Source organism: Natronomonas sp. (assembly GCF_028274965.1).
Lineage (GTDB): Archaea > Halobacteriota > Halobacteria > Halobacteriales > Haloarculaceae > Natronomonas.
In genome coordinates this window covers 14,288-38,836 of record NZ_JAQCNO010000068.1, presented here as the reverse complement: position 1 = coordinate 38,836, position 24,549 = coordinate 14,288, and the positions used below count along the sequence as shown (strand labels likewise).

Genomic DNA, 24,549 nt, shown 5'->3' with positions numbered 1-24,549 from the left:
CCTTCGGCGGCTCGCTCCGGGCGGCGCTGCCCGGCGTCCGAGGCCGATCAGGCGTAGCGCTGTAGCTCGGGTCGGTCGAGCGCCTCGATCAGCTCCGATGCGGTCTCGTCCAACAGCGCGCGACCCGCGCCGCTGACGCTTCGGCCCCGCTTTTCGGAGGTCTCGACGTAGCCGGCCTCCTCGAGCTGTTGGAGCGCGGTCCGGATGACGTTCCCCGAGGCGTCTCGCTTGTGGTTCGGGCGGACCCGATAGCGGGTCGATCCGTTCGTGGCGTCGCCGTACGCCGAGCGGAGCCGTTCGACGCCGACCGGGCCGTCGACGGCGACCTTCCGGAGGAGACTCGCCGCGCGACGGCTCCAGAAATCCTCCTGTTCGGGCGGGAGCTCCCGGCCGGTCCCGGTCTTCGCGAACGCGAGCCACTCGGGCTCCTCGAGGTCGTCGTCGATCTCCTCGGCGACCGCCTCGATGAGGTCCTCGGCGGGCACGTCGTAGAGTGTCGTCATTACGTTTCGGTTCAGTTCCGCCGCGTTTAACGCTGTTGATGTCCGGCGGTTCGGGACGCCCACCGCGGCCCAAACGGGGCACCGACGCCCCTATTGTCGGCCCCTCCGAACGGACGGCATGGACGAACGGGAGGCGCTCTCGCTGATCGGCGGGTCCGTTCCGGCGGCGGGCGACGACTGCGCCGTCCTCGGCGACCTCGTCTTGACGACGGACATGCTGCACGAGACGACGGACTTCCCCGAGGGGGTGAGCCGGTACACCGCCGGCTGGCGGGCGGTCGGGGCGTCGCTCTCGGACGTGGCCGCGATGGGGGCGTCGGCAAGCGCCGCCCTCGCGGTCTACGCCGCGCCGCGGTTCGACGAGGCCGAACTCGAGGCCTTCATCGGCGGGTGCACCGACGTGTGTGCGGCCGTCGACGCGACGTACGCCGGCGGCGACCTCGACGCCCACGAGGAGTTCACCGTCTCGACGACGGCCGTCGGGCGGACCGCCGAGCCGGTCTATCGGTCGGGCGCCGAGCCGGGTGATGCGATCTGCGTCACCGGCACGCTCGGCCGCAGCGCCGCCGCCCTCGAGCTGTTTCGGGCCGGCGAGCCCGACCGCGCCAACGAGCTCTTTCGGTTCGATCCCCGCGTCGCGGCCGGGCGCTCGCTCGCGCCCTACGCGACCTCGATGATGGACTCCAGCGACGGGCTCGCGCGCTCTCTGCACCAGCTCGCGGAGGCGAGCGACTGCGGCGCGTCGACGACGTACGCCGACGTTCCGATCGATCCGGCCCTCGAGGCGGTCGCGACGGACCGCCGGGCGCGCCGGGAACTGGGCGTCCACTTCGGCGAGGACTTCGAACTCGTCTGTACCGTCCCCGAGGACGACCTCTCGGCGGCGACGGCGGCGACGGACGTCGCGGTGACGCGGATCGGCACGGTCGAGGCCGGCGGCGTCCGGATGGACGGCGAACCGCTCGCAGACCGGGGGTTCACGCACCGATGAGCTCGATCGGGACCGGCGTGAAACAGAGCGCCCCGAGCGCGAACGTCGCGATGCCGACCGCGATCCGGCCCCGATCGAGGGGCTCGTCGAACACGGGCGTCGCGAGCCCGACGTAGGCGAGCCCCGTCGCCACGAGCCCCCAAAAGCCCCAAAGGATCGGCGCGTTGTAGCTCACGTCCCCGAAGACGGCGAGGTACCCCGCGAGCCCGAACAGCGCCGCCGGAACGACGGCCGCGACCGTCTCGGCGCGCTCGCCGATCATCGACCGGATCATGTGCCCGCCGTCGAGTTGGCCGACCGGGATGAGGTTCAGAAACGTCACGAACAGGCCGACCCACGCGCCGAAGATCACCGGGTTCGCGACGACGCCCGGCGACTCGTAGGTGAGCTGTTGGCCCGTCGCCCACGCCAGCCCCTCCAACAGCGGCGGATAGCCGAGTTCGAGCTGGATCGAGTCCTCGCTTTCGAGAACGTACTGCGGGACCTGCACCGGATCGAGGTGGAGGCCGACGACCGCGACCGCGACGGCGGCCCCGAGCCCGGCAAGCGGCCCGGAGACGCCGATGTCGAAGAGCGCCTTCCGGTCCGGTATCCGGCCCCGCATCGAGATCAGCGCCCCGAAGGTGCCGATGAAGCTCGGCACCGGGATGAAGTACGGCAGGCTCGCGTCGACGCGGTGGTACCGAGAGAGGGCGTAGTGGCCGAACTCGTGGACCGCGAGCACCCCGAGGACGGCGGCGGCGAAGGGCCACCCCGCGAGGAGGTCCAAGGGGCCCTCGACCGGCTGGTAGTACCAGATCGTCCCGGCGTACAGCGTCGTGAGCACCGTTGCGACGAACATGACGAGGTTCGTCCAGGGGACCCCGTCGATCCCAGTGTCGTGGGGTTCGGCGACGAGCGCCCGGCGCTTTTGGCCGACCTCGACGCCGGTTATCGGATCGGCCTCGCTGTCGCGCACCGTATCGAGCCGGACCTCGTAGCCGCACTCGCGGAACAGCGGCCAGACCTCCCGCTCGAGCCGACGGGCGCCGGTCTCGGGGTAGCCGTAGTAGATGAGCCGGTCGTCGTCGGTCCGCTCGATATCGGTCGTCCGAAACGCCGGCAGCAGCGACTCCGGCGACGGGCCGGCGCGCTCGGTTGCCCGATACGGTGTGTCCATCGTCGGAGCGAAGGCGTCTGAGAGAAATAAACCCCTTGGCAGCGTCGGCGTCTGCTGGTTGTCGGGCGAAGGCGCCCTTGCGCCATCGGGGGACCGGGCGGCGCTGTCGGTGCGTGCGGGGCGCCCGCGGGGCGGCGGCTACCTCTGTCTACCCCTGCGTCACGCGCCAGGTCGTCGCGGACGTGTAGGACCACTTCTCGATCTCGAGTTCGGCCGCGGAGTCGCTGAGCTTCACCATCAGGGCGCCGATCTCCTTCGGGGAGAGCTCGACGTCGTCGGCGATGAACTTGCTCTTGATGTAGACCTCGCCGTCCTCGACGCGCTGTCGGAGGTACCGCCGGAGTCGCGTCTCTTTGCTCTCGGTGGAGGGTTCCGTTGTGGCGCTCATGTGTGACACCGTACTCCCTCGTTGTCACCGGGTAAGTATATAAACGGAGGAAGCTTCGGGTCGCTTCGGCTGGATTCGGGGCTCGCACCGCAATCGCGCGTCTTTTTATTACCGCCTTAGACGTTTCCCGTCGTTTTATCGACGCGTGTGTAGCTTTGTTTCTCTTAATCGGTAACGAATAAATAGAGTATATACCAAGAAATACACAACGAAATAAAGTTGGTCGGGGCGCGTGAACCCCCGTTTTTTCGACGCCTCCGGTCACTCGCGCTGGTGAACCCAGAACGCCTCGTCGTCGGTGACCTCCTTTTTGAACAGCGGCACCTCCTCTTTCAGCCGGTCGATGCCGTCCTCGACCGCGTCGAACGCCTCCCCCCGGTGGGCCGCGAGCACGACGACGAAGACGATGTCCTCGCCGTCGAGGATCCGGCCGGTCCGGTGGTGGAGCCTGACGTCGAGGACGCCCGCTCGCTCCTCGAGTTCGGCCTCGATCGTCGCCATCCGGTCCTCCGCGACGCCGTCGTACTTCTCGAACTCGAGACAGCGGGTCCGCTCGTCGGCCTCGTCTTCCTTGGCCCGCACGCGACCGGTAAACGTCGCGATCGCCCCCGAGTACGCCGCCAGATCGCTCCGTTTCACCTCCGCTACGAGCGATTCGAGCGTCTCGTATGGCTCCGTGTCCCGCACGGCTTCGAGCGCCGACGCCGGGTCGAACGCCGGAGGCTCGGACACCGAAACGGCGGCCTCCTCGCGCGTTCCGCCGACGGCGACCGTCGGGAGCCGCGCCTCCGGCGCGTCCGAGACGAACGCGTACTCGTGGTCGGGCGCGAGCCGATCGAGCGCTGCCCGGACCGGCCTTTCGCCGTCGCTGCGGTCCCCGCCGACGACACACTCCGTCCGGTCGCCGGTCTCGGTCCACCGTCTCTTCTCCCCGTCCGCTTCGGTCCGAACGGTGCCGACCCGCCCCTCGGCCCGTTCGGCCAGTTCCTCGGCGACGCGGTCCGCGCCCGGTCCCGCGATCGAAACTGCGTACATACCGCTTTTTTTGCCTCGCGGGGCTTGTAGATGTCGGACGGCTTGATAACCCTTAAGAGCGGAACAGAGCAACGGTGGTGTAATGAGAATCGTCGTTTCGATCGGCGGAAGCGTGCTCGCCCCCGGCCTCGACCCCGACCGCGTCGAGGCCCACGCCGACGCCATCGACGAACTAACGTCCGCGGGCCACGAGGTCGCGACGGTCGTCGGGGGTGGTGGGGTCGCCCGCAAGTACATCGAAACCGCACGGGGGATCGGCGCGACCGAGTTCGACCTCGACACGCTCGGCATCGCCGTGACCCGGCTGAACGCCCGGCTTCTGATCGCCGCCATCGAGAGCTCGGCGACGCCCGAACCCGCCGCGTCACACGAGGACGCCCGCGCGTCGCTTCGCCGCGGCGAGGTCGCGGTCATGGGCGGGACGGTCCCGGGTCACACGACCGACGCGGTCGCGGCTCTCTTGGCGGAGATGGTCGAGGCCGACCTGCTCGTCTACGCGACGAGCGTCCCCGGGGTGTTCTCGGCCGACCCCAACGAGACCGAGACCGCAGAGCGCTACGATCGACTGTCGGCGGGCGAGCTCGTCGACGTGATCGCCTCGATCGAGACCGCGGCCGGGTCCAACGCCCCGGTCGATCTCCTCGCCGCGAAGATTATCGAACGCTCCGGGCTCCGGGCGGTCGTCCTCGACGGGACCGATCCGACCAGAATCACCGACGCCGTCGCCGGCGACGCCGATGGGACGGAGGTACGCCCGGATGGGTGAGCTCTACGACGTCGGCACCGGCGAGCGCCGGGCCTTCTGGGCCGACGCCGTCGCCGACGAGATCGAGGCCCGGTCCCCCGAGGAGCCGATCGTCATCAAGGGCGGCGTCTCCCCCTCGGGCGTCCCGCACCTCGGGCACGTCAACGAGATCATGCGGGGCTACTTCGTCGCCGAGGCGCTCCGGGACCGCGGCCGCGAGGTCGAGCAGGTGTTCACCGCCGACGACAGGGACCGCCTCCGGAAGCTGCCGCGGACCCTCGCCGACCTGGAGTGGAACCTCGTGGGACTGGGCGACATCGACGCCGGGGCGTTAGGCCGGAACCTCGGCAGGCCCTACACCGACGTCCCCGACCCCTTCGGCTGCTGTGACTCCTACGGGGCGCACTTCACCGAACTCCTCCGGCGCTCGGCGGAGGCGATCGGCGTGCCGATCGAGATCGTCTCGAACACCGAGCAGTACCGCTCGGGCGGCTTCGACGACGCGATCGAGCGGGCGCTCCGGGACCGCGAGACAGCCCGGGAGGTCCTGGGATCGTTCCAGGAGAAGGTCGACGACGAGTACGTCCCATTCTTGCCGCAGTGCTCCGAGTGCGGCCACCTCACCGAGACGGTGACTGGCGTCGACCTCGAGGCCCGCACCGTCGAGTACGTCTGTGCCGACGTGACCGCCGGTGACGAGGTTATCGAGGGCTGTGGCCACGATGGCACGGCGACGTTCCGCGAGGGCAAACTCCCGTGGCGCTTCGAGTGGCCGGCCCAGTGGTCGGCGCTTGGCGTCGACTTCGAGCCCTTCGGCAAGGACCACGCGGAGGGCTCGTGGCCCTCCGGAACCGCCATCGCGAGGGAGGTCTTCGGGTTCGAGCCGCCGGTGCCGATGGTGTACGAGTGGTTCACCCTCGACGGCGACGCGCTCTCGTCGTCCGCCGGTAACCTCATCACCGTCGAGGAGGTGCTCGAACTGCTCGAACCGGAGGTGCTCCGGTACTTCTTCACGAAGCCCCCGAAGAAACAGCGGGACTTCAGCGTCGCGGACCTCGATCGCCTCGTCGACGAGTTCGACCGCTTCGAACGCGTCTACTTCGGCGAGGAAGACGCCGACGACGCGGAGACGGAACTCGCCGAGCGCGCCTACCCGATGGTCGCCGACCGGACCGAACGCCCCGTCCGGATCCCCTATACGTTCGCCGCCGTCCTCGGCATGACCGACGACCGGGACCTCCGGGTCCAGATGGCCGAGCGGTCCGGACACCTCCCGCCCGAGGCGACGGCGGCCGAGACCGACGCCGCCCTCGAGCGCGTCCGGAAGGCCCGGGCGTGGGCGGTCCGGACCGACAACGCGTTCAACTACCGACTCGCCGAGGCGCTGCCCGAGACCGATTTCGACGGCCGAACGCGGGAGGCCCTCGACGAGCTCGCCGGCTTCATCGAGCGCGACTCGCCGGGGGAAGCGGCCCTACAGGAGGAAATATACGAGACCGCAAAGCGACACGACGTCGCGGTCGGCGAGTTCTTCGAGGCGGGCTACCGGCTGTTCTTGGACGAACCCGACGGGCCGCGACTGGGGCCGTTTCTCGCCGCGATGGACGAGGCTTTCGTCGTCGATCGACTCCGGCGGGAGCGCTGACGGCGCCGGTATGATAATTCCTATCAGTACGCGACGCCGTACGAACACCTGATGAACACGCTGCTTTGGGTCGCGATCGGCGTCCTTCTCTACACCGCCGCGACGATGACGCTCAACGCCCGGGGGCTGTTGCCGGCGGCGGTCAAGGTGTCGGGGCCGATCGTCACCGTGCACACGAAGCGGGGGCGGGCGTTTCTCGACCGGCTCGCGGCGCCCAAGCGCCTCTGGCGCGCCTGGGGCAACTTCGGCGTCGGGATCGCCCTCGTCATCATGATCGGGTCGTTTTTCGTTGTCCTCCTCTCGGCGATCAGCACGGTCTCCGAGCCCCAGACGGCCGCGTCCGTCCGCCCGCAGGACGCCCTCGTGATCCCCGGCGTCAACCGGTTTCTCCCGCTGGCGGCGGCCGTCGACATCGTCGTCGGCCTGCTCGTCGGGCTGGTCGTCCACGAGGGCGGCCACGGCCTGCTGTGCCGCGTCGAGAACATCGAGATCGACTCCATGGGGGTCGCGCTGTTGGCGTTCATCCCCATGGGGGCGTTCGTCCAGCCCGACGAGGACAGCCAACAGGCCGCCGACCGCGGGGGCAAGACCCGGATGTTCGCCGCCGGCGTCACGAACAACTTCCTCGTGACCGCGGTCTGTTTCGCGCTGCTTTTCGGGATCGTCACCAGCTTCGTCACCGTCGCCCCCGGGATCGCGATCGGCGGCGTGCTGCCGGGGTCGGCCGCCGAGGACGCCGGCATCGATCGCGGCGACGTCCTCGTCGGCGTCGACGGCGAGACGGTCGACAGCGAATCGTCCTTTCGGGCCGCCCTGGCCGACGCCGACAGGGAGGTGACGATCGAGCGCAAGGAGGGCGGGGCCGTCACCGTCGAACGGAGCCTCATCGTTACCCGCGCCGTCGTCGACGGCCCCCTCTCGACCGGGACCGAGATCCGCTCTGTCGACGGCGACGCGGTGTTCACCGAATCGGACCTCCAGAGCGCCCTCGAGGGCCGGGAGGTCGTCGAACTCGGGGTCGACAACGGAACGGTCCGGTTCCCCGTCGGCGCGTTCGCGAGCACGGTGCCGGCGGATCAGCCCCTCGGGGCCGCCGGCGCACCCGACTCGCCGACCATCGTCCACAGCGTCGGCGGCGAGCGGACACCGACCCCCGAGGCGCTCTCGGCCGTCCTGGCCGACACCGACCCCGGCGACACCGTCGAGGTCGTGACCTACCGGAGCGACGGGGGCGGGGACCCCTGGAGCGGCGAGCGGGCGGCCTACGAGGTCACGCTCGCCGAACACCCCGAGGACGACCACGGCTTCCTCGGCGTCGGCGGGATCCAGCGCGGAACGAGCGGCGTCGTCGTCGACGACTTCGGCATCGACACGTACCCAGCCGACCGCTACTACGCGATGCTCGGCGGGACCGGCTGGGGCGACGGCCCCGTGACGACCTTCGTCTCCCGGACGTTCGCCGCGTTGGTGCTGCCGTTCATGAACGTCGTCGACCCGACCGCCGGCTACAACTTCGCCGGGTTCAACGGCGACGTGACCGACTTCTACTCCGTGTCCGGGCCGCTCGGGGCCGGCGTCGTGTTCGGCCTCGTCAACGTCCTCTTTTGGACCGGGTGGGTCAACATCAACCTCGGCATCTTCAACTGCATCCCGTCGTACCCCCTCGACGGCGGACACATCCTCCGGTCGGGCGTCGAGGCGACGCTCGGTCGGCTCCCGATCGAGACGAGCGGGCTGACGGCCAGCGCCATCGCGGCGACGATCAGCCTGACGATGATACTGAGCCTGCTCGGACTCCTCTTCGTGCCGTGGCTCTCGGGGTGAGCCCCGGCGATACAAAACCCACATTACGCCGGGAACCGAACGATCGCGGTATGAAACAGCGACAAGCGCCGGGTACCGAGGAGGGATGGTACGCGTTGCACGACCTTCGGGAGATCGACTGGGACGCGTGGCGGGCGGCGACCGAACGCGAGCGCGAACGCGCCCTCGAGGAGGGCGTCGAGCACCTCCGATCGCACGCCGAGGTGACCGACAGCGACGAGGGCGCCTCGACGGTGTTCACCGTCGTCGGGCACAAGGCGGACCTCATGATTCTGCACCTCCGCCCGACGCTCGGGGACCTCGATCGCATCGAACGCCGCTTCGAGTCGACCGCCCTCGCCGGGTTCACGGAGCGGGCGTCGTCGTACGTCTCCGTCACCGAGGTCTCCGGATACATGCACGAGGACCTCGCCGACGGCATCGACGCCGTCGAGGACGCGGGGACGCGGAACTACATGCAACAGCGGATCTACCCGACGGTCCCCGACGCCGAACACGTCTGTTTTTACCCGATGGACAAGCGCCGCGACCCCGAGTACAACTGGTACGACCTCCCCTTCGAGGAGCGCAAAGAGCACATGTCGGCCCACGGCGAGATCGGGCGCGAGTACGCCGGGTCGGTCAGCCAGATCATCACCGGTAGCGTCGGGTTCGACGACTACGAGTGGGGCGTGACGCTTTTCGCCGACGACCCGACCGAGATCAAACACCTCCTCTCCGAGATGCGGTTCGACCCCTCCACCTCGAAGTTCGCCGAGTTCGGCCCCTTCTACGTCGGCCGGCAGTTTCCGCCGTCGGATCTGCCCGCCGTCTTTGCCGGCGAGACGGTGCCGACGGACCGATCCGGGGCCGACGCCCCGGCGGGGTCGGCCGGGGGCGAGGCCGATACCGACGGCACCGACGGCACCGATAGCACCGACGGCACAGACGACGCCTCGACGGCCTCCAAGGCGGGCGGGTCCACCGGCCGACCCGACACCGGCGGCCCGGCCCACGAGGAGGTCGACGCCGAGACGCTCTCGGGTCGGCTCGGCCGGTTCGGCGTCGACGCCGCGGAGTTCCCCGAGGCGGGGTACGGCCTCCTCTTTTTGTCGACGGCCGAGGCCGGCCTGCTGAGCGACGAGGTCGACGGGCTCCGGGGCAACTTCGACCACTACGACACGCACGTGACGACGGTGGTCCGGGCCGACGGCGGCAGGACCGCCGTCGTCTCTCTGTGGCGAAACGAGCGCGCCGCGAACACCGCCTCCGGATTCCTGAACGATCTCCCGGGCGTCGAGTCCGGCGTCGGCGCGGCGCTTGACGCCGCGGGGACCGACAGCGGGGCCGATACCGACGAAGATACAGACGACGCCGCCGAAACCCACGGCACGGACGGCGACGACGACATCCGGGGCGAACTCGCGGACCTGGACATCTACGCCGGTCAACCCCACGGCGAGGACGTCTACGCCATGGTGCTGTACTCGGAGGCCGACCCCGATCGGCTCTCGGCGGACCTCGGGGAGCTGCGGGAGCGCTTCGATCACTACGACACCCACGTCAAATCCGCCGTCTACGCCGACGAACACGCCGGCGACCGCTCGGCGGTCGTCTCGCTTTGGGACACGAAAGGCGCCGCCGACACCGCCGGAACGTTCCTCTCGGAGCTCCCCGGCGTCGTCGCCCGCGCCGGCGAGGGCAGCGACTTCGGCACCATGGGCATGTTCTACACCGTCGACCCGGCGTACCGCGAGGAGTTCGTCGACACCTTCGACGACGTCGGCGGACTGCTCGCGGAGATGGACGGACACCTCGAGACGCGCCTGATGACGAACGAGACCGAGCCGAACGACATGTTCATCGCCAGCCAGTGGCGCGACCGCGAGGACGCGATGGCCTTCTTCCGCTCGGACGCGTTCAGAGAGACCGTCCAGTGGGGCCGGGAGGTCCTCGTCGACAGGCCGCGGCACGTCTTTTTGGCCTGACGCGCCGGCCGGATTAACAGCCGACGGCCGCGAGCGCGGTTCGCCTTACAGGCGACGATCGCGTGGGTAACAGGTTTAACGCGGGGGACCGTGGACGCGAACGCATGAGCAACAACACCCCGGTCGTCGTGAAGGCGTACCGAACCCCGTTCGGCAAGGAGGGCGGCGTCTTCGCCGACGTCCGCCCCGAGGACCTCTCGACGCCGCTCATCGACCGCATCCTCGAGGAGACCGGCCTCACCGGCGAGGACGTCGACGACCTCAAGTGGGGCTGTGCACAGCAGCGCAGCGAGCAGGGCAACAACATGGCCCGCGTCATCGCGCTGATGTCGGAGCTGGGCGAGGACACCCCGGCGGCGACGATCAACCGCTGGTGTGCGTCCTCGGCCGAGGCGGTTATCAACGCCGCCGACGCGATCCGCGCCGGGCAACGCGACTGCGTCATCGCCGGCGGCGTCGAGTCGATGTCGCGGGTCCCGATGGGCGAAAACAGCGAGATCCACGCCGGGCTCAACGACCACCACAACGTCGCGGCCCTCCAGATGGGCATGACCGCAGAGGAGGTCGCAGAGCGCTACGACGTGAGCCGCCGGACCCAAGACGAGTTCGCCGCCCAGTCCCAACAGCGCGCCGTCGGGGCCACCGAGGCGGGCCGCTTCGACGACGAGATCGTGCCGATCGAGGGCCACGACGACGACGGCGAGGCGATCACCGTCGAAACGGACGAGGGGCTCCGCCCCGGCACGACCGCCGAGACGCTCGCCGAGCTCCCGACGGTGTTCAAATCCGACGGCACCGTGACCCCCGGAAACGCCTCTCAGATGACCGACGGGGCCGCCGCGCTGCTCGTCACGTCCCGGTCGTTCGCCGAGGCCCACGGGCTCGGGGAGATCGCCGAGATCGGCAACAACGCCGTCGCCGGCGTCGAACCCGAGGTCATGGGGATCGGCCCGATCCCGGCCTGCGAGGAGCTCTTCGAGCGCTCCGGGACGACCGCGGACGACTACGACCTTGTCGAACTCAACGAGGCCTTCGCCTCGCAGTGCGTCTACTGCCGGGACCAACTCGGGTTCGACAACGACATCTACAACGTCAACGGCGGCGCGATCGCCATCGGTCACCCCCTCGGGGCGACCGGGGCGCGCCTGCCCGTGACGCTGATCCACGAGATGCACAAACGCGGCGCCGACCGCGGACTCGCGACCGAGTGTGTCGGCTTCGGGCAGGGCGCGGCGATCGAGTTCACCGTCGAGTAGCCCGACGCCGTGTCCGAGGGCAGTCCCGGCGCGAGCGGGCTCAGAGTTCGCCTTTCGTGCTCGGCGTGTCGCTCCGGCGCTCGTCGATCGCGGTCGCGTCGTCGAGCCCCCGCGCCAGGGCCTTGAACAGCGCCTCGATCTCGTGGTGGGCGTTCTCGCCGTCGAGGTCGGCGTGCAGCGTCACCCCGGCGTTCAACGCGAGCGACTCAAGGAAGTGCCGCGCCATGTCGCTTGTGAACCCTCCGACCGCGGGCTGAGAGAACGCCCCCTCGAAGTAGAACCGCGGGCGCCCCGAGACGTCGACGACGACCTCGGCGACGGCCTCGTCGAGCGGCACCGCCCGGTCGGCGTAGCGGACGATCCCGCGCTTGTCGCCGAGGGCCTCCTCGAAGGCCGCCCCGAGCGCGATCGCGACGTCCTCGACGGTGTGGTGGTCGTCGATCCCGAGGTCGCCGTCACAGCGGACGGTGAGATCGAACAGCCCGTGTTTCGCGAACGCCTCGAGCATGTGGTCGAAAAAGCCGATCCCGGTGTCGACGGTGCTGTCGCCGTCGCCGTCGAGATCGAGCGTCACCTCGATCTCCGTCTCGGCCGTCTCCCGGCTCCGGGCCGCCGTTCGGTCTCCCATACCGGTACCTCTGGACGACGGTATATGTATACTGTCCCCGAGACCCGGGCGACCGGCGCCCGGGACGCGGCGATGCTACGGGTTTTTGATCCCCGCTGTCGACGTTTCGGCGATGACGCGTTACTTCGAAGACATCGATGTCGGGGCGGTCCACGAACTCGAGGGCCGCTACGAGGTCACGAAAGCGGAGCTCACCGAGTTCGCCGAGCGGTACGACCCACAGCCGTTTCACACCGACGAGGCGGCCGCCGAGGAGTCGATATTCGGCTCGCTCGCCGCCTCGGGGTGGCACACCGCCTCGATGTGTATGCGACTGCTCGTCGACGGCTTTCTCGACGAGGCGTCGATGGGTGCGCGCGGCGTCGAGGACCTTCGCTGGAAACACCCCGTCCACCCGGGGGACACGCTCCGGGTGTCCGTCGAAATCCTCGACAAGCGGCCCTCGGAGAGCCGCCCGGAGATGGGCCACGTCCGGACGAAACTCGTCGGCTACAACCAAGAGGACGAGGCGGTCATCGAGTGGGTCGCACTCGGGATGTACCGCCGGCGCGAGGCGGCCGAATAGCCCCCCGGCGGGTCGCCGCCTAGCCGACGCCGACGTTACTCGGCGTCCGGATACGGCACCGAGACCGCGTCGCCGTCGTCGGGCACGAAGGCCCGATCGCCGCCGAACCGCTCGCGGGCCTCCCGCTCTAAGCGCGCGGCGTCGGTGGCGTACCGCGAGGAGACGTGGACGAGCGCGACCCGCCTAACCCCGGCGCGCTCGGCGAGGGCGGCCGCCTCGCCGGCCGTCGAGTGCGCCGTCCGCTCGGCCCGGCCGCGGTTGTCGTCGGCGAAGGTCCCGTCGTGGATCAACAGGTCCGCCCCCTCCGCGACGGCCTCGGTTCGCTCGCTGGGCCGCGTGTCGCCGGTGTAGACGATCCGCCGCCCGGGCCGGGGGTCGCCGACGACCTGCTCGGGTTCGACGACGGTCCCGTCGGAGAGTTCGACCGCCTCGCCGGCGTGAAGCGTCTGGAACTTCGGGCCGACCGGGACGCCGAGCTCCTCGGCGCGCTCGCGGTCGAAGCGACCCTTCCGCTCGTCCTCGATCAGAGCGTACCCGACCGACCGGGTGTCGTGGTCGGTCTCGAACCCGCGGACCTCGTACCCGGGGCGATCGAGCGCCACGTCGCCGTCGCCGACCTCCCGGACCGAAAGCGGGAACGACGGCCGCCCGACGGCCCCGTCCAACAGCCGCTTGAGCTCCGGTTTCGTCCCCGGCGGCGTGTGGATCGAAAGCGGCGACTCCCGGTCGTTGAACGCCATCGTCTGGAGCAGCCCGGGCAGCCCGAGGGTGTGATCGCCGTGGAGATGCGTCACGAAGACGTGCGACACGGCGAACCCGGTCCCGAAACGCATCATCTGTCGTTGGGTCCCCTCGCCGCAGTCGAACAGCAGCCGATCGCCCTCGCGCCGGCAGAACACCGCACTCGTGTTCCGCCGGGTCGTCGGTACGGCCCCGCCCGTCCCCAGGAACGTCACGCGGATCGACATACCGGGACACAGCGGCGACGCGGATAAACCGACTTCGGTGTGACCCCGACCCCTGTGCGGCCGCGCCGCGCTCTCCGAGGGCGGCGGTTCCGACGGGCTTATACCGCCGCCGCGTCAAAAATCCGGGGAATGAGCAGCCCCGAACTCGATATCGTTGAGTTTCTGTTGACTGCGGCCATCTACACCGAGACCCGCGATCTCGACGAGCGCGATCTCCCGCCGAAGTACCGCCGCGTCTTCTGGGAGGACGGCGAGGTCGAACGGCCGCTGACGACGACGACGAACACCGCCGCCGCCGCGACCGGCGTCGACCGACCGTGGGAGGCCGTTTCGGGACTGATGTTCACCGACCGGGACGACTTTTCGGGGAAGATCGAGTTCAGCGACCGCGGCATGGCCGAATCGTGGTTCCTCGAGCGGGCCTCACACGACCGGCTCCGGGCCAATCCGACGCTCGCACACGCGTTCGGCGAGGACGCCGGCGTCGACTACGAGGACGCCCGCGAGAAGAACCGCCCGATCCACGCCGACCGCGTCTGGATCGACTCGCTCTTGGAGGAGATGTTCGACGAGGATGAAGAGGAGATGCTCGATCTCGTCGAGATCAGGGCGCCCGAGGAGATCGAGATGACCCTTGAGGACCTCGTGTTGACGACCGATCAGGAAAACGAGATCCACAAGGTCGTCAAGGCGATCGAACACCGTGATTACCTCGCCGAGATCGGCCTCAGGGAGATCGGCAAACTGCTGTTCGTCGGGCCGCCCGGCACCGGCAAGACCTCCGTCGCCCGCGCGCTCGCCCAGGACCTCGATCTCCCCTTCGTCGAGGTCAAACTGTCGATGATCACGAGCCAGTACCTCGGCGAGACGGCGAAAAACGTCGACAAGACCTTCGAGATCGCAAAGCGGCTCTCGCCGTGTATCCTCTTTATGGACGAGTTCGACTTCGTCGCCAAGACCCGCTCGTCGGACGAACACGCGGCCATCAAGCGCGCGGTGAACACGCTGCTGAAGAGCATCGACGAGATCTCGCTGATACAGGACGACGTGTTGCTCATCGGCGCGACGAACCACCCGAACCAACTCGACGCGGCCGCCTGGCGGCGCTTCGACGAGATCGTCAACTTCCCGAAACCGGACGGGCAGATGCGCGCCGACATCCTCCGGATCGTCACCAGACGCATGGAGATCGACGGGTTCGATCCCGACGCCCTCGCCTCGGCGACGGAGGGGCTGACCGGCAGCGACCTCCGACTCGTGTTGCGGGAGGCGGTCCTCGACGCGCTGACAGAAGAGCGGACCACGCTGACACAACAGGACCTCCTCGACGCCGTCGAGGGCTTCGAGGAGCGGGACAACCTGAAGAACATGGACATGATCGACGGCGACGCCGAAACGCTCGTTGCCGGCGGATCGGACGGCCACGCCCACGATCACGACCACTGATGCGGGTCACGCTTCTCGGCTCCGGCGACACGACAGGCACGCCGACGCCGAGATGCGACTGCGACACCTGCGAGCGCGCTCGGTCTCTCGGCGTCGAGCGCTCGCGGTTCTCAGTCCACGTCCACAACGAACACACCGGGGAGTCGCTGCTCATCGACGCGAGCCCGGATTTCCGCTCGCAGTTTCTCGAACAGGACGTCCCGCTGCCCGACGCGATCGTGATCAGCCACATCCACTTCGATCACCTCGACGGCCTCGGGAACGCCTACCGGCTGCTCGAGGATGTCCCGGTGTTCGCAGCCGACGAGACGGACCCACGGACCGGCCAGAGCGTCGCCGAGACGGTCGACGAGAAGTACCACTACCTCGATGCGGTGTCGGTCGAACCGCAGAGCCCCTTCGAGCCGTTCGAGGCCTGCGGGTTCGAGGTGACGCTCGTCCCCGTCGAGCACCCGCCGCTCGTCTGTTATGGCCTGCGGGTAGAGGACCCAGAGACGGGCGCGACGCTGTCTCTGTCCGGCGACAGCAGCTACGCGATCGGCGCCGACTCCCGGGCGGTCCTCGCGCAACCGGACCTGCTTTTCGTCGACGGGATCGTCCCCGCGAGCAACGCCCAGTACCACCCCCTCGGGGGCGACCACGCCGACGCCGACGGGACCTATCGCACGTTCGGAACGAAACACATGACGATCGAGGGCGCCAGGGCGCTCGCCGACGACCTCGACGCCGCGGAGTACCGGCTCGTCCACCTCTCGCATTACATCCCCGCCGAACGGGCGTTCGCGGAGGACATGGCCGTCGACGGCGAGCGGTTCACGCTGTGATCCCGCACCTGCGTCCGCCCTCGCCTCATTCGCCGTCCTCGTCCTCGCCGAAGCGTCCGAGTCCGGCCTGCCGCCGGGCGACGCCGCCGGGGTCGGCCTTCCAGCCCGTCCGGCGGTCTCTGAGCGCGTCCGGATCGACGGCCGGCGGCTCCGTCGGCGCGTACTCCGGGCACTCCGGGCCGCACTCGCGGGCGGGGTCGACGAACCGCTCTTTCCACTCGCAGTACGGCAACGCGTCCTCGGGGCCGAACGGCGGCCCCCGCGGAGCCGCCCGCTCACAGCCGGGCAGCGCCTCCGGCCGCCACCCCTTCCCGTAGGCCCGTTCCGCGATCCGCCGCCGCATCCGGGCCTTCCGCTCGGGACCGATCGGCTCGATGTCGGTCTTCGCCGCGCTCTCCTCGAGGATGGCGATCCCGGCCGAGTCGCTCCGCAGCCGACTCGGCTCCCGGACCGTCTCGAAGCTCCCCGTTTCGGCGTCGAACCGGCGGACACCGACCGGGTCCGGGATCCGGTTGAGGTGTGCGCCCGTGACGTAAGAGCCCGTCACGAGGACGATCTCGTCGAAAAGCGACAGCGACACGTCCTTTCGGAGCTGCCGTTCGAGGTCGCCGGGCCGACCGAGGTCCGGCTTGTTCTCGATCGCGGTGAGGCCCCCGATCCAGTCCGGGTACCGGGTCGCCTGCCGGACGACCCGCTTTCGGCCCCGCCGTTCGGCCTCGAAGAACCCGATCTCGACGGCCCGGTCGGCGATCGACTCGGCCCGTCCGGGGTCGGCGTCGATCGCCGCCGTCGCCCGCCGCGCCCGCCCGACGCCGACGTCGCTCTCGATCGCCGGCCCGGGGATCGCCTCGGACGTGATCTCCGTTCGCGCGTCGAACTCCGGGCCCGGTTCGATCTCGACGACGTCGACGACCCGCGATCGGGTGCCGAGTTGGCGGGCAACGACGCCGTCGCTCTCGGCCTCGATGGCGGCACACACCGCGAGTTCGAAGGCGAACTCCCGCACGGGTTGGGTGACGGCTTCCGCCGACAAAAACAGCGCGACCGACGCCGACGGCGGCCGCCTCGCGTTCGCCCGCACAACCGCGACGCGAGTCTGTCGCTCCGCCCCGGAGGGCCTCAGGCGAACGCGAGGTCCTGTTCGGCCTCGAGGAGTTCGTGATAGCGGTTGCGGATGGTGACCTCGGAGATGTCCGCGACCTCCGAGACGGCCGCCTGCGTTGTCTTCTCGTTGGTGAGAAGCGAGGCGGCGTAGACGGCGGCGGCCGCGAGGCCGACCGGCGACTTCCCCGAGTGGACGCCCTGCTCTTTGGCGTTCCCGAGGAGCTTCCGCGCGCGGTTTTCGGCCTCCTCGGAGAGGCCGAGTTCGCTGGCGAAGCGGGGGACGTAGCTCTCGGGGTCGGCCGGCGCGACTTCGAGGCCGAGTTCGCGGACGACGTAGCGGTAGGTACGGGCGATTTCGCTCTTTTCGACGCGCGAGACGCCGGCGACCTCGTCGAGGCTGCGTGGGACGCCGGCCTGTCTGGCGGCGGCGTACAGCGCGGCAGTGGAGACGCCTTCGATCGAGCGACCGGGCAGGAGGTTCTCGTCGAGTGCACGACGATAGATGACCGAGGCGGTCTCCCGGACGTTTTCGGGGAGGCCCAACGCGGAGGCCATGCGGTCGATCTCGCCGAGGGCCTGTTTGAGGTTGCGCTCTTTCGAGTCGCGGGTGCGGAACCGCTCGTTCCACTTCCGTAGGCGCTGCATCTTCTGGCGCTGGCGGGAGTCCAGGGAGTTCCCGTAGGCGTCCTGATCGCGCCAGTCGATGTTCGTCGAGAGGCCCTTGTCGTGCATCATGTTCGTCGTCGGTGCGCCGACGCGGGACTTTTGATCCTTTTCGGCGCTGTCGAAGGCGCGCCACTCGGGGCCGCGGTCGATCTCGTCTTCCTCGACGACGAGGCCGCATTCGGTACAGACCGTCTCGCCGTGCTCGGAGTCGGCGGTGATGTCGCCGCCGCACTCGGGGCACCCGGTCAGTTCCTCGTCGGCCTCGGTCTCTGTCTCCGTCTCGGCCGTTCGCGTTCGCGTGTGTGTGTGTTCGCTCATGCTACGTGGCGGGGGCTACCAGGCAGGGAACGACCCCAGAAAGACCCGGTTAGCTATCGGTACCTGAAACACGAACGAAACGTATTTAAATACTTTGGTGTTCTCACCGGTTGCGCCGACCCGGCCGGTCCGACACCGGTTTAAAAACGTCCAGCCGCGGCCGGGCCTTCCGTCCCGTCGGGCGCCCCCGAGCACACGTTTATATACCTGAGCGCGGCCAGAGCCCCCGATGGAGGTCACCCTCGCGCCCCGGGCGGCGGCGATCGCGCTCTGTTTCGTCGCCGGCGGCGTCGCGCTCGGAACGGCAAGCGGGCTGATCCCGGGACTGCACGCGAACAACATGGCGCTGCTGTTGGCCGGCGCCGCGCCCTCGGTCCCCGGCCCGTCGCTGTACGTCGGCATGGCCATGCTCGCCGCGGGGGTGACACACACCTTCCTCGAGATCGTGCCGACGCTCGCGCTCGGCGTGCCGGCCCCCGCCACGGCCGTCGCGGCGCTGCCGGGGCACCGACTCGTCCTGGAGGGTCGCGGCCCGGAAGCCCTGCGGCTGTCCGCGCTCGGCAGCGGCGTCGCCGTCGTCCTCGCCGTGCCGCTTTCGATCCCTGTCACCCGGGGCATGACCGCCCTGTGGCCGACGGTACGGGCGAACCTCACGCTCGTGCTCGGTGCGGTCGCCGTTGCGCTCGTCCTGACCGAGCGGGGGATCGGCTCGAGGCTCGTCGCCGCGATCTCCTTCGGTCTCAGCGGCGCGTTGGGGATCGCAACGCTTGATCTCTCGCCGTCCGCGCCGCTCGCCGCCGGCGGGATGCTCGCCCCGCTGTTTGCGGGTCTGTTCGGCGCGCCCGTCCTCATCGACGCGATCGGCGGCGACGGTGTTCCGCCGCAGGACGACCCGACGATCGCGACCTCGAAACGGAGCGTGCTCGGCCTCTCGGGGATCGGCACGCTCGCCGGCGCGGTCGTCGGGTACGTCCCCGCCGTCTCGAGCGCCATCGCGGCGACGTTCGCCCTGCTCGCGGTTCCGGGACGGTACGGCGCCCGCGGGTTCGTGGTTGCGACCTCCGGCGTGAACACGGCCAACACCGTGTTCGCGCTCTTTGCGCTCGTCGCGCTCGGCTCCCCCCGGACCGGCGTTCTCGTGGCCGTCGAGGCGACCGACGTCCCGCTGTCGCTTCCGCACCTCCTGGCCGCGGTCGCTCTCGGTGCGACCGCCGGCGCCGTCGGCGTGTTGACGATCGGCGACCGGTACCTCGCGGTCGTCGGCAACCTGGACCCGACGCGGCTCTCCGTTGGGCTGCTCTGCGTGCTCGCCGCGCTCTCGTATCTGTTCGCCGGCCCGATCGGCGTCGCCGCGTATCTCGCAGCGACCCTCGTCGGGTTGGTTCCCGCCCGCCTCGGGGCGCGCCGGGCGACTCTCATGGGCGTCCTGATCTGTCCGATCGCCCTCCCGTAGGCCGGCCGGGGCCACCGCCCGACGGCGGGCGTTACAGCGGTAGCGAGGCGAAAGCCCACCCCTTCAAGAGTGGGATGAAGCCGACAGCCGGCGAAACGTTGAATATCGAAGGGTTCGTGGGTTGTGATGCCGAGTCTCGGGTAAGGATACGCACCCTTCGCGGGGGTAGATGAAGCCCGCTATCCGAGTCGGGGGCCGTACTGGCACGGCCCACAACCCCACCGTCTGCGAGTGGGGAACCTCCCGAAGTCGGGGCACGGTCTGTGACCGTGGAACCCCACGACTTCAGTCGTGGGAGGATGTCAGAGCCGGTACTGCGGCCCCTCGTCCGTGTCCTGCACCTCGACGCCGAGAGCCTCGAGGCCGGCCCGTATCTCGTCGGCGCGCTCGTAGTTGCCGGCGTCGCGTTCGGTCTCGCGCAACCCGAGGACGAACTCGACGAGTTCGTCGGCGATCTCGACGTCCCCTCCGGAGCCGTCGCCGAAATCGAACCCGAGCACGTCGCCGCCGAACGTCTCGAGCGCCTCGACGGCCCGGTGCAGGCCGCGGTAGTCGTAGGGCCCCTCGGCGTCGAGGTGGCGGTTCGCCGCGGCGACGAGTTCGAACAGCGCGGCGAGCGCCTCCCGGGTGTTGAAGTCGTCGTTCATCGCCGCGGTAAACGCGCGTCGTGTCTCCTCGACCGCGTCCCCGAGCGACGATCCGACCTTGCTTCGGGCCTCGGGCCCCTCGAGTACGGCTGTGATCCGGTCGTGTGCCGCCTCGAGGCGCTCCCAGCGCTCGAGGGCCTCCTCGATCGCCGCCTCGCTGTACGTCTGCGTCGAGTTGTACGACGACGAGACGAAGAACATCCGCAGGGGGTTCGTCCCGAACCGCTCGACGGCCTCCGACACCGGGATGAAGTTCCCGAGACTCGAGGACATCTTCTCGTCGTCCATCTCGAAGAGGTCGGCGTGGAGCCAGTACCGCGCGAACGTCCCGCCGGTCGCGGCCTCCGTCTGTGCGATCTCGTTTTCGTGGTGCGGGAAGACGAGGTCCCGCCCGCCGACGTGGAGGTCGATCGAGTCGTCCAGGTGGGTCATCGACATCGCGGAGCACTCGATGTGCCACCCGGGGCGGCCGGGCCCCCACGGCGAGTCCCACGTCTCGCCGGTCGGGTCGGCCTCGTAGGTCCGATCCGCGACGCGGTGTTCGGCCACCGCGGCCTCCGAGACGCCCCCGGCCTTCCACAGCGCGAAATCCGCCGGGTTCCGCTTTTCGGCCCGCTCCTCGTCGGCCCCCTGGGCCTCGACCGCCTCGATCGACTGATTCGAGAGCTTCCCGTAGTCGGGGAACTCGGTCACGTCGAAGTACACGGAGCCGTTGGACTCGTAGGCGTAGCCCCGCTCGATCAGCGTCTCGATGAGATCGATGATCTCGGGGACGTGTTCGGACACCCGCGGGTAGACCTCGGCGCGTTTGAGGTTGAGCGACCGCATGTCGGCGAGCAGCCGGTCGATGAACCGCTCGGCGACCTCCCGTTCGCTCCCGCCGAGGACGGCGTCGCCGTCGCGCTCGCCGATCCGGGCGACGATCTTCTCGTTGACGTCGGTGATGTTCTCGACGTGCCGGACGCCGTACCCGAGGTGTTCGAGCCACCGGTGGATCACGTCGACATGGGTCCAGGTTCGGGCGTGACCGAGGTGTGCGCTGTCCGAGACGGTCAACCCGCAGTAGTACAGCAGGACGTCATCGGGATCGGCCGGCTCGAACGGCTCGCGCTCGCCGGAGAGCGTGTTCAGGACGCGAAGCGTCATTATCCGGGCCTGCGCCCGGAGCCGGTTTCAATGCGTCGCTTGCGCGGGCCTCACAGGGCGTCCTCGACGGCGCGGACGGCGTCCGGCCCCTCGCGACGCCCGACGACGACGGTCACGGACCCCTCGGTCCCGGCGGCGGCGACGACGCCGACGCCGGCCGTCCGGAGCCGCCCGAGGGCCGCCTCAAGAGCTTCCGCCCCGAACGACCCCGTGGCGACGATCGCGGTGTGCTCGCCGCCCCCGACCGCAAACGAGACGCCGCCGACGCTGAGAAGCCCGGTGCCGTCCTCCGATTTTGCGACCCCAGAACGCATCGAGACGCTCGCTCGCCCCTTCGCGTCATCCCCCGAGAAGTCGTCCAGTTCCTCGGCGTACCGCCGGAGTGCGGCCCCCACGGCCTCCGCGTCGCCGACGTCGAGAAACCGGGCGGCGGCGGTGTAGTTGAGGACGCCCGCCCGGAGCCCGTCGTACACGAAGGGGCATGCTCTGACGGCCGCCCGGGCGTCGGCTGCGATGGTCATGCCCGTGGACTCGGAGCGATCCGACAAGGCGCTGTCGGTCCCCACGCCCGCCTCGCGTCGTCCGGCGCGCCGATTCCCGAAGCGACTAAAGCCGCCGCCTCGTACCGTTCGGCATGCAAGCGCTCGTCATCGTCGCACACGGGTCACACCTGAATCCGGACGCGAGCACGCCGACGTACGACCACGCCAACACCATCGCGGAGACCGGCGTCTTCGACGAGGTACGGACCGGCTTCTGGAAGGAGGAGCCGTCGTTCCGGGAGGTCCTCCGGACCGTCGAGAGCGACGAGGTGTACGTCGTCCCGCTTTTCGTCTCGGAGGGGTACTTCACCGAGGAGGTGATCCCGAGAGAACTCCGCCTCGAGGGCTGGGACCTCGACGAGTGGGAGTCGGACGGCACGAGCGCCACCCACGCGACGTTCGAGGCCGCGGACGTCGGAAAGACGGTCCACTACTGCGGACCGGTGGGAACGCACGACGCGATGAGCGACGTGATCGTCCGGCGGGCGGAGTCGGTAACCGGCGACGACGAGGTCGGCGAGGGGTTCGCACTCGCCGTCGTCGGCCACGGCACCGAACGAAACGAGAACTCCGCGAAGGCTGTGGAGCTACACGCCGACCGGATCGCCGAAACGGACCGCTTCGAGGAGGTCGAGGCCCTGTTCATGGACGAGGACCCGGAGGTCGACGACGTGACCGAGTTCTTCGAGACGACCGACGTCGTCGTCGTCCCGCTTTTCGTCGCCGACGGCTACCACACACAGGAGGACATCCCCGAGGACATGGGGCTGACCGACGACTACCGGACCGGCTGGGAGACCCCGAGTGAGGTCGACGGCCACCGGATCTGGTACGCCGGCGCGGTCGGAACCGAGGCGCTGATGGCCGACGTCGTCATCGAGCGGGCGGCCGACGCCGGTGCCTCCGTCGGCGACGCGATCGAATCGATCCGCCGCCGGACGGATCCGAGCGTGGACGCGGGTTCGGGATCCGGTGCGGGCGTGGGTGATTGAATGAACGACGAGCAACTCGACGCGTTCGTCTCGGCGGCCGCCTCGGGCGGCCTCGAGTGCGACGGCGTCGCCGCCGCCCGCGACGCCGACGGGTACCGCTTCGAGACGCCGGACGCCGCCCGCGAGGGGCTCTCGGAGGCCGAACTCAGGGCCGCCGCCGACCGGAACCCCCGGTTCGTCTCGAACTGGCACTACTGGAACGGCCGGGACCGACCGGACACCGAACTCGCCTTCCTCAGGCACCTCGAGAGCGCCGACGAGCGGTCCGTGCCGGATCGCTACGAGACGATGACCGATGGCGGCATCGTCGCAACGTGGGGACAGCTCCGGATCGACGTCGGCCTCGGCCCGGACGGCGACCGGGTGTACGCGCTCAGAAACGAAGCCGACGGCGGCGTCGACGCCGAGGCGCTCGACGTTCACTCGGACCCACTTGAGGCGAGACGGCTCGTCAAACGCGACGACAGAGATCGGTACCGCCCGCTGAAGACCGCCCCGACGCTGCCGACCGGGTGGGCGTTCGTCGACCTCGACGGCCGGGCGCTCGCCGAGACGGTCGAGTACGTCTACCCGGCGACGATCGCGAACTGGTACCTCGAGGGTCGCGGCGAGCTCGACGTGAGCCACTGGCGCGAGACGATGGAGCGCCAAAGCGGGATCTACGGCGTGATCAAGACGTGGGACCGCGGCGAGGGGTACGAACACGTCAACTGGGTCGCCGAGGCCTGCTGTGACGACAGCCAGTGTCTGAAGCGCCGCGAGTGGGAGTACGACGACGAGACGACCCTTGACGTCGACGGCGGCGACGGGGAGTTCCCCTGCCGGGAGCCCTGTTCGCTCGTCGTGACCGCGGCCCGCAAGTGGACCCAACTGGAGGGCGAGCGCACCGAGCGCTACGAGTTCGAGTTGACGCCGAGCGAGAAAGAACAGGTCGAGGCGATCATCGACGCCGTCGCCGACGGTCGGACCGACTCGATCAGGGAGGCCGACATCTACGAGGGCGCAAACCGGTACCGCGCCCGGTTTCTGCGCGCCAAGCGCCTCGACGACGAGGGGCGGCTCTGCGGCGTGCCGACGGACGGGGAGTGACCGACGGCGGCCGGACCCCACCGCAACGTCCGGCGTCACTGCAGCGTCACACCGCCGCCGAAGAGGACGTACCCGGCGACCGCACACAGCGTGCCGGCACCGATCGCGCCCGCGGCCAGCACCGACGCACCGCCACCCGAGACGAGGGCGCCGACGGCCAAAAGCACCGCCACGCTCCCGAGGACGACGACGGGGAGCAGCCGAACCAGCGGCGGCGTCCCAGAGGCGTCCCCGGCGTCCGGCGTTCCGAGGTCCGGATCGACCCGGACGTCGGCCGCCGATCGATCGAACACGACGGTGACGTACCGCGTCTCCCGGCCGTGCCCGACGACGATCTTGAGCCGCCCCCGGACCGTCTCCTCGGGCCACGTCGAGGGGTCGCGGGTCTCGACGTCGACCACCCGGCGCTCGCCGCTCTCGACGTAGTGGTTCGTCGCCCCGACCCTGGCGACCTCCGAGAGCCGGTCGTCGAGGTTGAGATGGACGTGGGCCGCCTCGCCGTGGTTCGAGAACTCGACGACGAACGGACCGTTGGCCTCGAAATCCGACGGAACGGCGAGCGTGTGGATCCCGTCGCGGTTGACAGCGACTTCGAGCGAGTCCGTCACACGTGCTCACTCTCGCGGTGCGGACAAAAAGGCTACCGCT

General features: G+C 69.6%; 23 protein-coding genes. 12 read left to right on the top strand and 11 right to left on the bottom strand.

What is annotated here, in order from left to right:
• Positions 1–47: 47 nt before the first annotated feature.
• Positions 48–503 (bottom strand): 30S ribosomal protein S19e, encoded by a 456-nt coding sequence (locus tag Q0916_RS10875; RefSeq protein ID WP_299237288.1) that lies wholly within the window; start codon positions 501–503, stop codon positions 48–50.
• Between the two features lie 118 nt (positions 504–621).
• On the opposite strand from Q0916_RS10875, the gene thiL reads away from it, so the two are divergent.
• Positions 622–1,494 carry a thiamine-phosphate kinase gene (gene thiL, locus Q0916_RS10870; protein ID WP_299237287.1) on the top strand — a complete coding sequence of 291 codons (873 nt, stop codon included), beginning with the start codon at positions 622–624 and terminating at the stop codon, positions 1,492–1,494.
• Here the strand turns inward: thiL and Q0916_RS10865 are convergent.
• The 3 genes from Q0916_RS10865 to Q0916_RS10855 form a co-directional block, all read right to left on the bottom strand.
• Positions 1,481–2,653: a site-2 protease family protein gene (locus tag Q0916_RS10865; protein WP_299237286.1), complete on the bottom strand. Its 1,173-nt coding sequence runs from the start codon at positions 2,651–2,653 to the stop codon at positions 1,481–1,483. The genes thiL and Q0916_RS10865 overlap by 14 nt on opposite strands.
• A gap of 148 nt (positions 2,654–2,801) precedes the next feature.
• Positions 2,802–3,041: a DUF7123 family protein gene (locus Q0916_RS10860; RefSeq protein ID WP_299237285.1), complete on the bottom strand. Its 240-nt coding sequence runs from the start codon at positions 3,039–3,041 to the stop codon at positions 2,802–2,804.
• A gap of 261 nt (positions 3,042–3,302) precedes the next feature.
• On the bottom strand, positions 3,303–4,076 hold the full coding sequence (locus Q0916_RS10855; RefSeq protein WP_299237284.1) for a molybdopterin synthase: 774 nt from the start codon (positions 4,074–4,076) through the stop codon (positions 3,303–3,305).
• An 82-nt stretch (positions 4,077–4,158) separates the two neighbouring features.
• Between Q0916_RS10855 and pyrH the strand changes: the two genes are divergently transcribed.
• The 5 genes from pyrH to Q0916_RS10830 all read left to right on the top strand — a co-directional run bounded on the left by pyrH (position 4,159) and on the right by Q0916_RS10830 (position 11,513).
• A complete protein-coding gene (pyrH, locus tag Q0916_RS10850) occupies positions 4,159–4,842 on the top strand; it encodes a UMP kinase (protein ID WP_299237283.1) in 684 nt (227 codons plus the stop codon).
• Complete coding sequence (gene lysS / locus Q0916_RS10845) at positions 4,835–6,466, top strand: lysine--tRNA ligase (protein ID WP_299237282.1); 1,632 nt, start codon at positions 4,835–4,837, stop codon at positions 6,464–6,466. The genes pyrH and lysS overlap by 8 nt, the downstream gene beginning before the upstream one ends.
• A 51-nt stretch (positions 6,467–6,517) precedes the next feature.
• On the top strand, positions 6,518–8,290 hold the full coding sequence (locus Q0916_RS10840) for a site-2 protease family protein (protein ID WP_299237281.1): 1,773 nt from the start codon (positions 6,518–6,520) through the stop codon (positions 8,288–8,290).
• Between the two features lie 50 nt (positions 8,291–8,340).
• On the top strand, positions 8,341–10,257 hold the full coding sequence (locus Q0916_RS10835; protein ID WP_299237280.1) for a heme-binding protein: 1,917 nt from the start codon (positions 8,341–8,343) through the stop codon (positions 10,255–10,257).
• Between the two features lie 104 nt (positions 10,258–10,361).
• Complete coding sequence (locus tag Q0916_RS10830) at positions 10,362–11,513, top strand: thiolase family protein (RefSeq protein WP_299237279.1); 1,152 nt, start codon at positions 10,362–10,364, stop codon at positions 11,511–11,513.
• A gap of 40 nt (positions 11,514–11,553) precedes the next feature.
• Here the strand turns inward: Q0916_RS10830 and hisB are convergent, their stop codons facing one another.
• Positions 11,554–12,141, bottom strand: coding sequence for an imidazoleglycerol-phosphate dehydratase HisB (gene hisB / locus Q0916_RS10825; RefSeq protein ID WP_299237278.1), 588 nt, complete (start codon positions 12,139–12,141; stop codon positions 11,554–11,556).
• Positions 12,142–12,253: 112 nt separating this feature from the next.
• Between hisB and Q0916_RS10820 the strand changes: the two genes are divergently transcribed.
• On the top strand, positions 12,254–12,706 hold the full coding sequence (locus tag Q0916_RS10820; RefSeq protein ID WP_299237277.1) for a MaoC family dehydratase: 453 nt from the start codon (positions 12,254–12,256) through the stop codon (positions 12,704–12,706).
• Positions 12,707–12,741: 35 nt separating this feature from the next.
• On the opposite strand, the gene rnz is transcribed toward Q0916_RS10820, so the two are convergent.
• A complete protein-coding gene (gene rnz / locus Q0916_RS10815; protein WP_299237276.1) occupies positions 12,742–13,674 on the bottom strand; it encodes a ribonuclease Z in 933 nt (310 codons plus the stop codon).
• Between the two features lie 129 nt (positions 13,675–13,803).
• Here rnz and Q0916_RS10810 point away from each other — a divergent pair, with 129 nt between their 5' ends.
• The gene (locus Q0916_RS10810; RefSeq protein ID WP_299237275.1) at positions 13,804–15,120 is read left to right on the top strand and encodes an ATP-binding protein; all 1,317 of its coding nucleotides are present in this window, start codon (positions 13,804–13,806) and stop codon (positions 15,118–15,120) included.
• On the top strand, positions 15,120–15,944 hold the full coding sequence (locus Q0916_RS10805) for an MBL fold metallo-hydrolase (protein WP_299237274.1): 825 nt from the start codon (positions 15,120–15,122) through the stop codon (positions 15,942–15,944). Before Q0916_RS10810 ends, Q0916_RS10805 begins: the two co-directional genes overlap by 1 nt.
• 25 nt (positions 15,945–15,969) lie before the next feature.
• Here Q0916_RS10805 and Q0916_RS10800 read toward each other — a convergent pair whose 3' ends face one another.
• Positions 15,970–16,950, bottom strand: coding sequence for a DUF5787 family protein (locus Q0916_RS10800; protein ID WP_299237273.1), 981 nt, complete (start codon positions 16,948–16,950; stop codon positions 15,970–15,972).
• Between the two features lie 113 nt (positions 16,951–17,063).
• Complete coding sequence (locus Q0916_RS10795; RefSeq protein WP_299237272.1) at positions 17,064–18,032, bottom strand: transcription initiation factor IIB; 969 nt, start codon at positions 18,030–18,032, stop codon at positions 17,064–17,066.
• A 229-nt stretch (positions 18,033–18,261) separates the two neighbouring features.
• Here Q0916_RS10795 and Q0916_RS10790 point away from each other — a divergent pair, with 229 nt between their 5' ends.
• Positions 18,262–19,485: a tripartite tricarboxylate transporter permease gene (locus Q0916_RS10790; protein ID WP_299237271.1), complete on the top strand. Its 1,224-nt coding sequence runs from the start codon at positions 18,262–18,264 to the stop codon at positions 19,483–19,485.
• A 302-nt stretch (positions 19,486–19,787) separates the two neighbouring features.
• On the opposite strand, the gene cysS is transcribed toward Q0916_RS10790, so the two are convergent.
• Positions 19,788–21,278, bottom strand: coding sequence for a cysteine--tRNA ligase (gene cysS, locus Q0916_RS10785; protein ID WP_299237270.1), 1,491 nt, complete (start codon positions 21,276–21,278; stop codon positions 19,788–19,790).
• Between the two features lie 50 nt (positions 21,279–21,328).
• Positions 21,329–21,799, bottom strand: coding sequence for a DUF7523 family protein (locus Q0916_RS10780; protein WP_299237269.1), 471 nt, complete (start codon positions 21,797–21,799; stop codon positions 21,329–21,331).
• A gap of 113 nt (positions 21,800–21,912) precedes the next feature.
• Here Q0916_RS10780 and Q0916_RS10775 point away from each other — a divergent pair, with 113 nt between their 5' ends.
• Together Q0916_RS10775 and Q0916_RS10770 are read left to right on the top strand one after the other, a co-directional pair.
• Entirely contained in the window at positions 21,913–22,812 is a 900-nt protein-coding gene (locus Q0916_RS10775) for a CbiX/SirB N-terminal domain-containing protein (protein WP_299237268.1), read from the top strand.
• The gene (locus tag Q0916_RS10770; RefSeq protein ID WP_299237267.1) at positions 22,813–23,901 is read left to right on the top strand and encodes a DR2241 family protein; all 1,089 of its coding nucleotides are present in this window, start codon (positions 22,813–22,815) and stop codon (positions 23,899–23,901) included.
• Between the two features lie 35 nt (positions 23,902–23,936).
• Here the strand turns inward: Q0916_RS10770 and Q0916_RS10765 are convergent, their stop codons facing one another.
• A complete protein-coding gene (locus Q0916_RS10765) occupies positions 23,937–24,509 on the bottom strand; it encodes a DUF7524 family protein (protein ID WP_299237266.1) in 573 nt (190 codons plus the stop codon).
• Positions 24,510–24,549: the final 40 nt, after the last annotated feature.

What these genes read in the sequence shown, in the direction of transcription:
- Q0916_RS10875 (WP_299237288.1), bottom strand. Translation starts at nt 503, where the DNA reads ATGACGACACTCTACGACGTGCCCGCCGAGGACCTCATCGAGGCGGTC.
- Q0916_RS10865 (WP_299237286.1), bottom strand. Translation starts at nt 2,653, where the DNA reads ATGGACACACCGTATCGGGCAACCGAGCGCGCCGGCCCGTCGCCGGAG.
- Q0916_RS10835 (WP_299237280.1), top strand. Translation starts at nt 8,341, where the DNA reads ATGAAACAGCGACAAGCGCCGGGTACCGAGGAGGGATGGTACGCGTTG.
- Q0916_RS10795 (WP_299237272.1), bottom strand. Translation starts at nt 18,032, where the DNA reads ATGAGCGAACACACACACACGCGAACGCGAACGGCCGAGACGGAGACA.
- cysS (WP_299237270.1), bottom strand. Translation starts at nt 21,278, where the DNA reads ATGACGCTTCGCGTCCTGAACACGCTCTCCGGCGAGCGCGAGCCGTTC.
- lysS (WP_299237282.1), top strand. Translation starts at nt 4,835, where the DNA reads ATGGGTGAGCTCTACGACGTCGGCACCGGCGAGCGCCGGGCCTTCTGG.
- Q0916_RS10770 (WP_299237267.1), top strand. Translation starts at nt 22,813, where the DNA reads ATGAACGACGAGCAACTCGACGCGTTCGTCTCGGCGGCCGCCTCGGGC.
- Q0916_RS10780 (WP_299237269.1), bottom strand. Translation starts at nt 21,799, where the DNA reads ATGACCATCGCAGCCGACGCCCGGGCGGCCGTCAGAGCATGCCCCTTC.
- thiL (WP_299237287.1), top strand. Translation starts at nt 622, where the DNA reads ATGGACGAACGGGAGGCGCTCTCGCTGATCGGCGGGTCCGTTCCGGCG.
- Q0916_RS10805 (WP_299237274.1), top strand. Translation starts at nt 15,120, where the DNA reads ATGCGGGTCACGCTTCTCGGCTCCGGCGACACGACAGGCACGCCGACG.
- rnz (WP_299237276.1), bottom strand. Translation starts at nt 13,674, where the DNA reads ATGTCGATCCGCGTGACGTTCCTGGGGACGGGCGGGGCCGTACCGACG.
- hisB (WP_299237278.1), bottom strand. Translation starts at nt 12,141, where the DNA reads ATGGGAGACCGAACGGCGGCCCGGAGCCGGGAGACGGCCGAGACGGAG.
- Q0916_RS10855 (WP_299237284.1), bottom strand. Translation starts at nt 4,076, where the DNA reads ATGTACGCAGTTTCGATCGCGGGACCGGGCGCGGACCGCGTCGCCGAG.
- Q0916_RS10775 (WP_299237268.1), top strand. Translation starts at nt 21,913, where the DNA reads ATGCAAGCGCTCGTCATCGTCGCACACGGGTCACACCTGAATCCGGAC.
- Q0916_RS10830 (WP_299237279.1), top strand. Translation starts at nt 10,362, where the DNA reads ATGAGCAACAACACCCCGGTCGTCGTGAAGGCGTACCGAACCCCGTTC.
- Q0916_RS10810 (WP_299237275.1), top strand. Translation starts at nt 13,804, where the DNA reads ATGAGCAGCCCCGAACTCGATATCGTTGAGTTTCTGTTGACTGCGGCC.
- Q0916_RS10840 (WP_299237281.1), top strand. Translation starts at nt 6,518, where the DNA reads ATGAACACGCTGCTTTGGGTCGCGATCGGCGTCCTTCTCTACACCGCC.
- Q0916_RS10860 (WP_299237285.1), bottom strand. Translation starts at nt 3,041, where the DNA reads ATGAGCGCCACAACGGAACCCTCCACCGAGAGCAAAGAGACGCGACTC.
- Q0916_RS10820 (WP_299237277.1), top strand. Translation starts at nt 12,254, where the DNA reads ATGACGCGTTACTTCGAAGACATCGATGTCGGGGCGGTCCACGAACTC.
- pyrH (WP_299237283.1), top strand. Translation starts at nt 4,159, where the DNA reads ATGAGAATCGTCGTTTCGATCGGCGGAAGCGTGCTCGCCCCCGGCCTC.
- Q0916_RS10790 (WP_299237271.1), top strand. Translation starts at nt 18,262, where the DNA reads ATGGAGGTCACCCTCGCGCCCCGGGCGGCGGCGATCGCGCTCTGTTTC.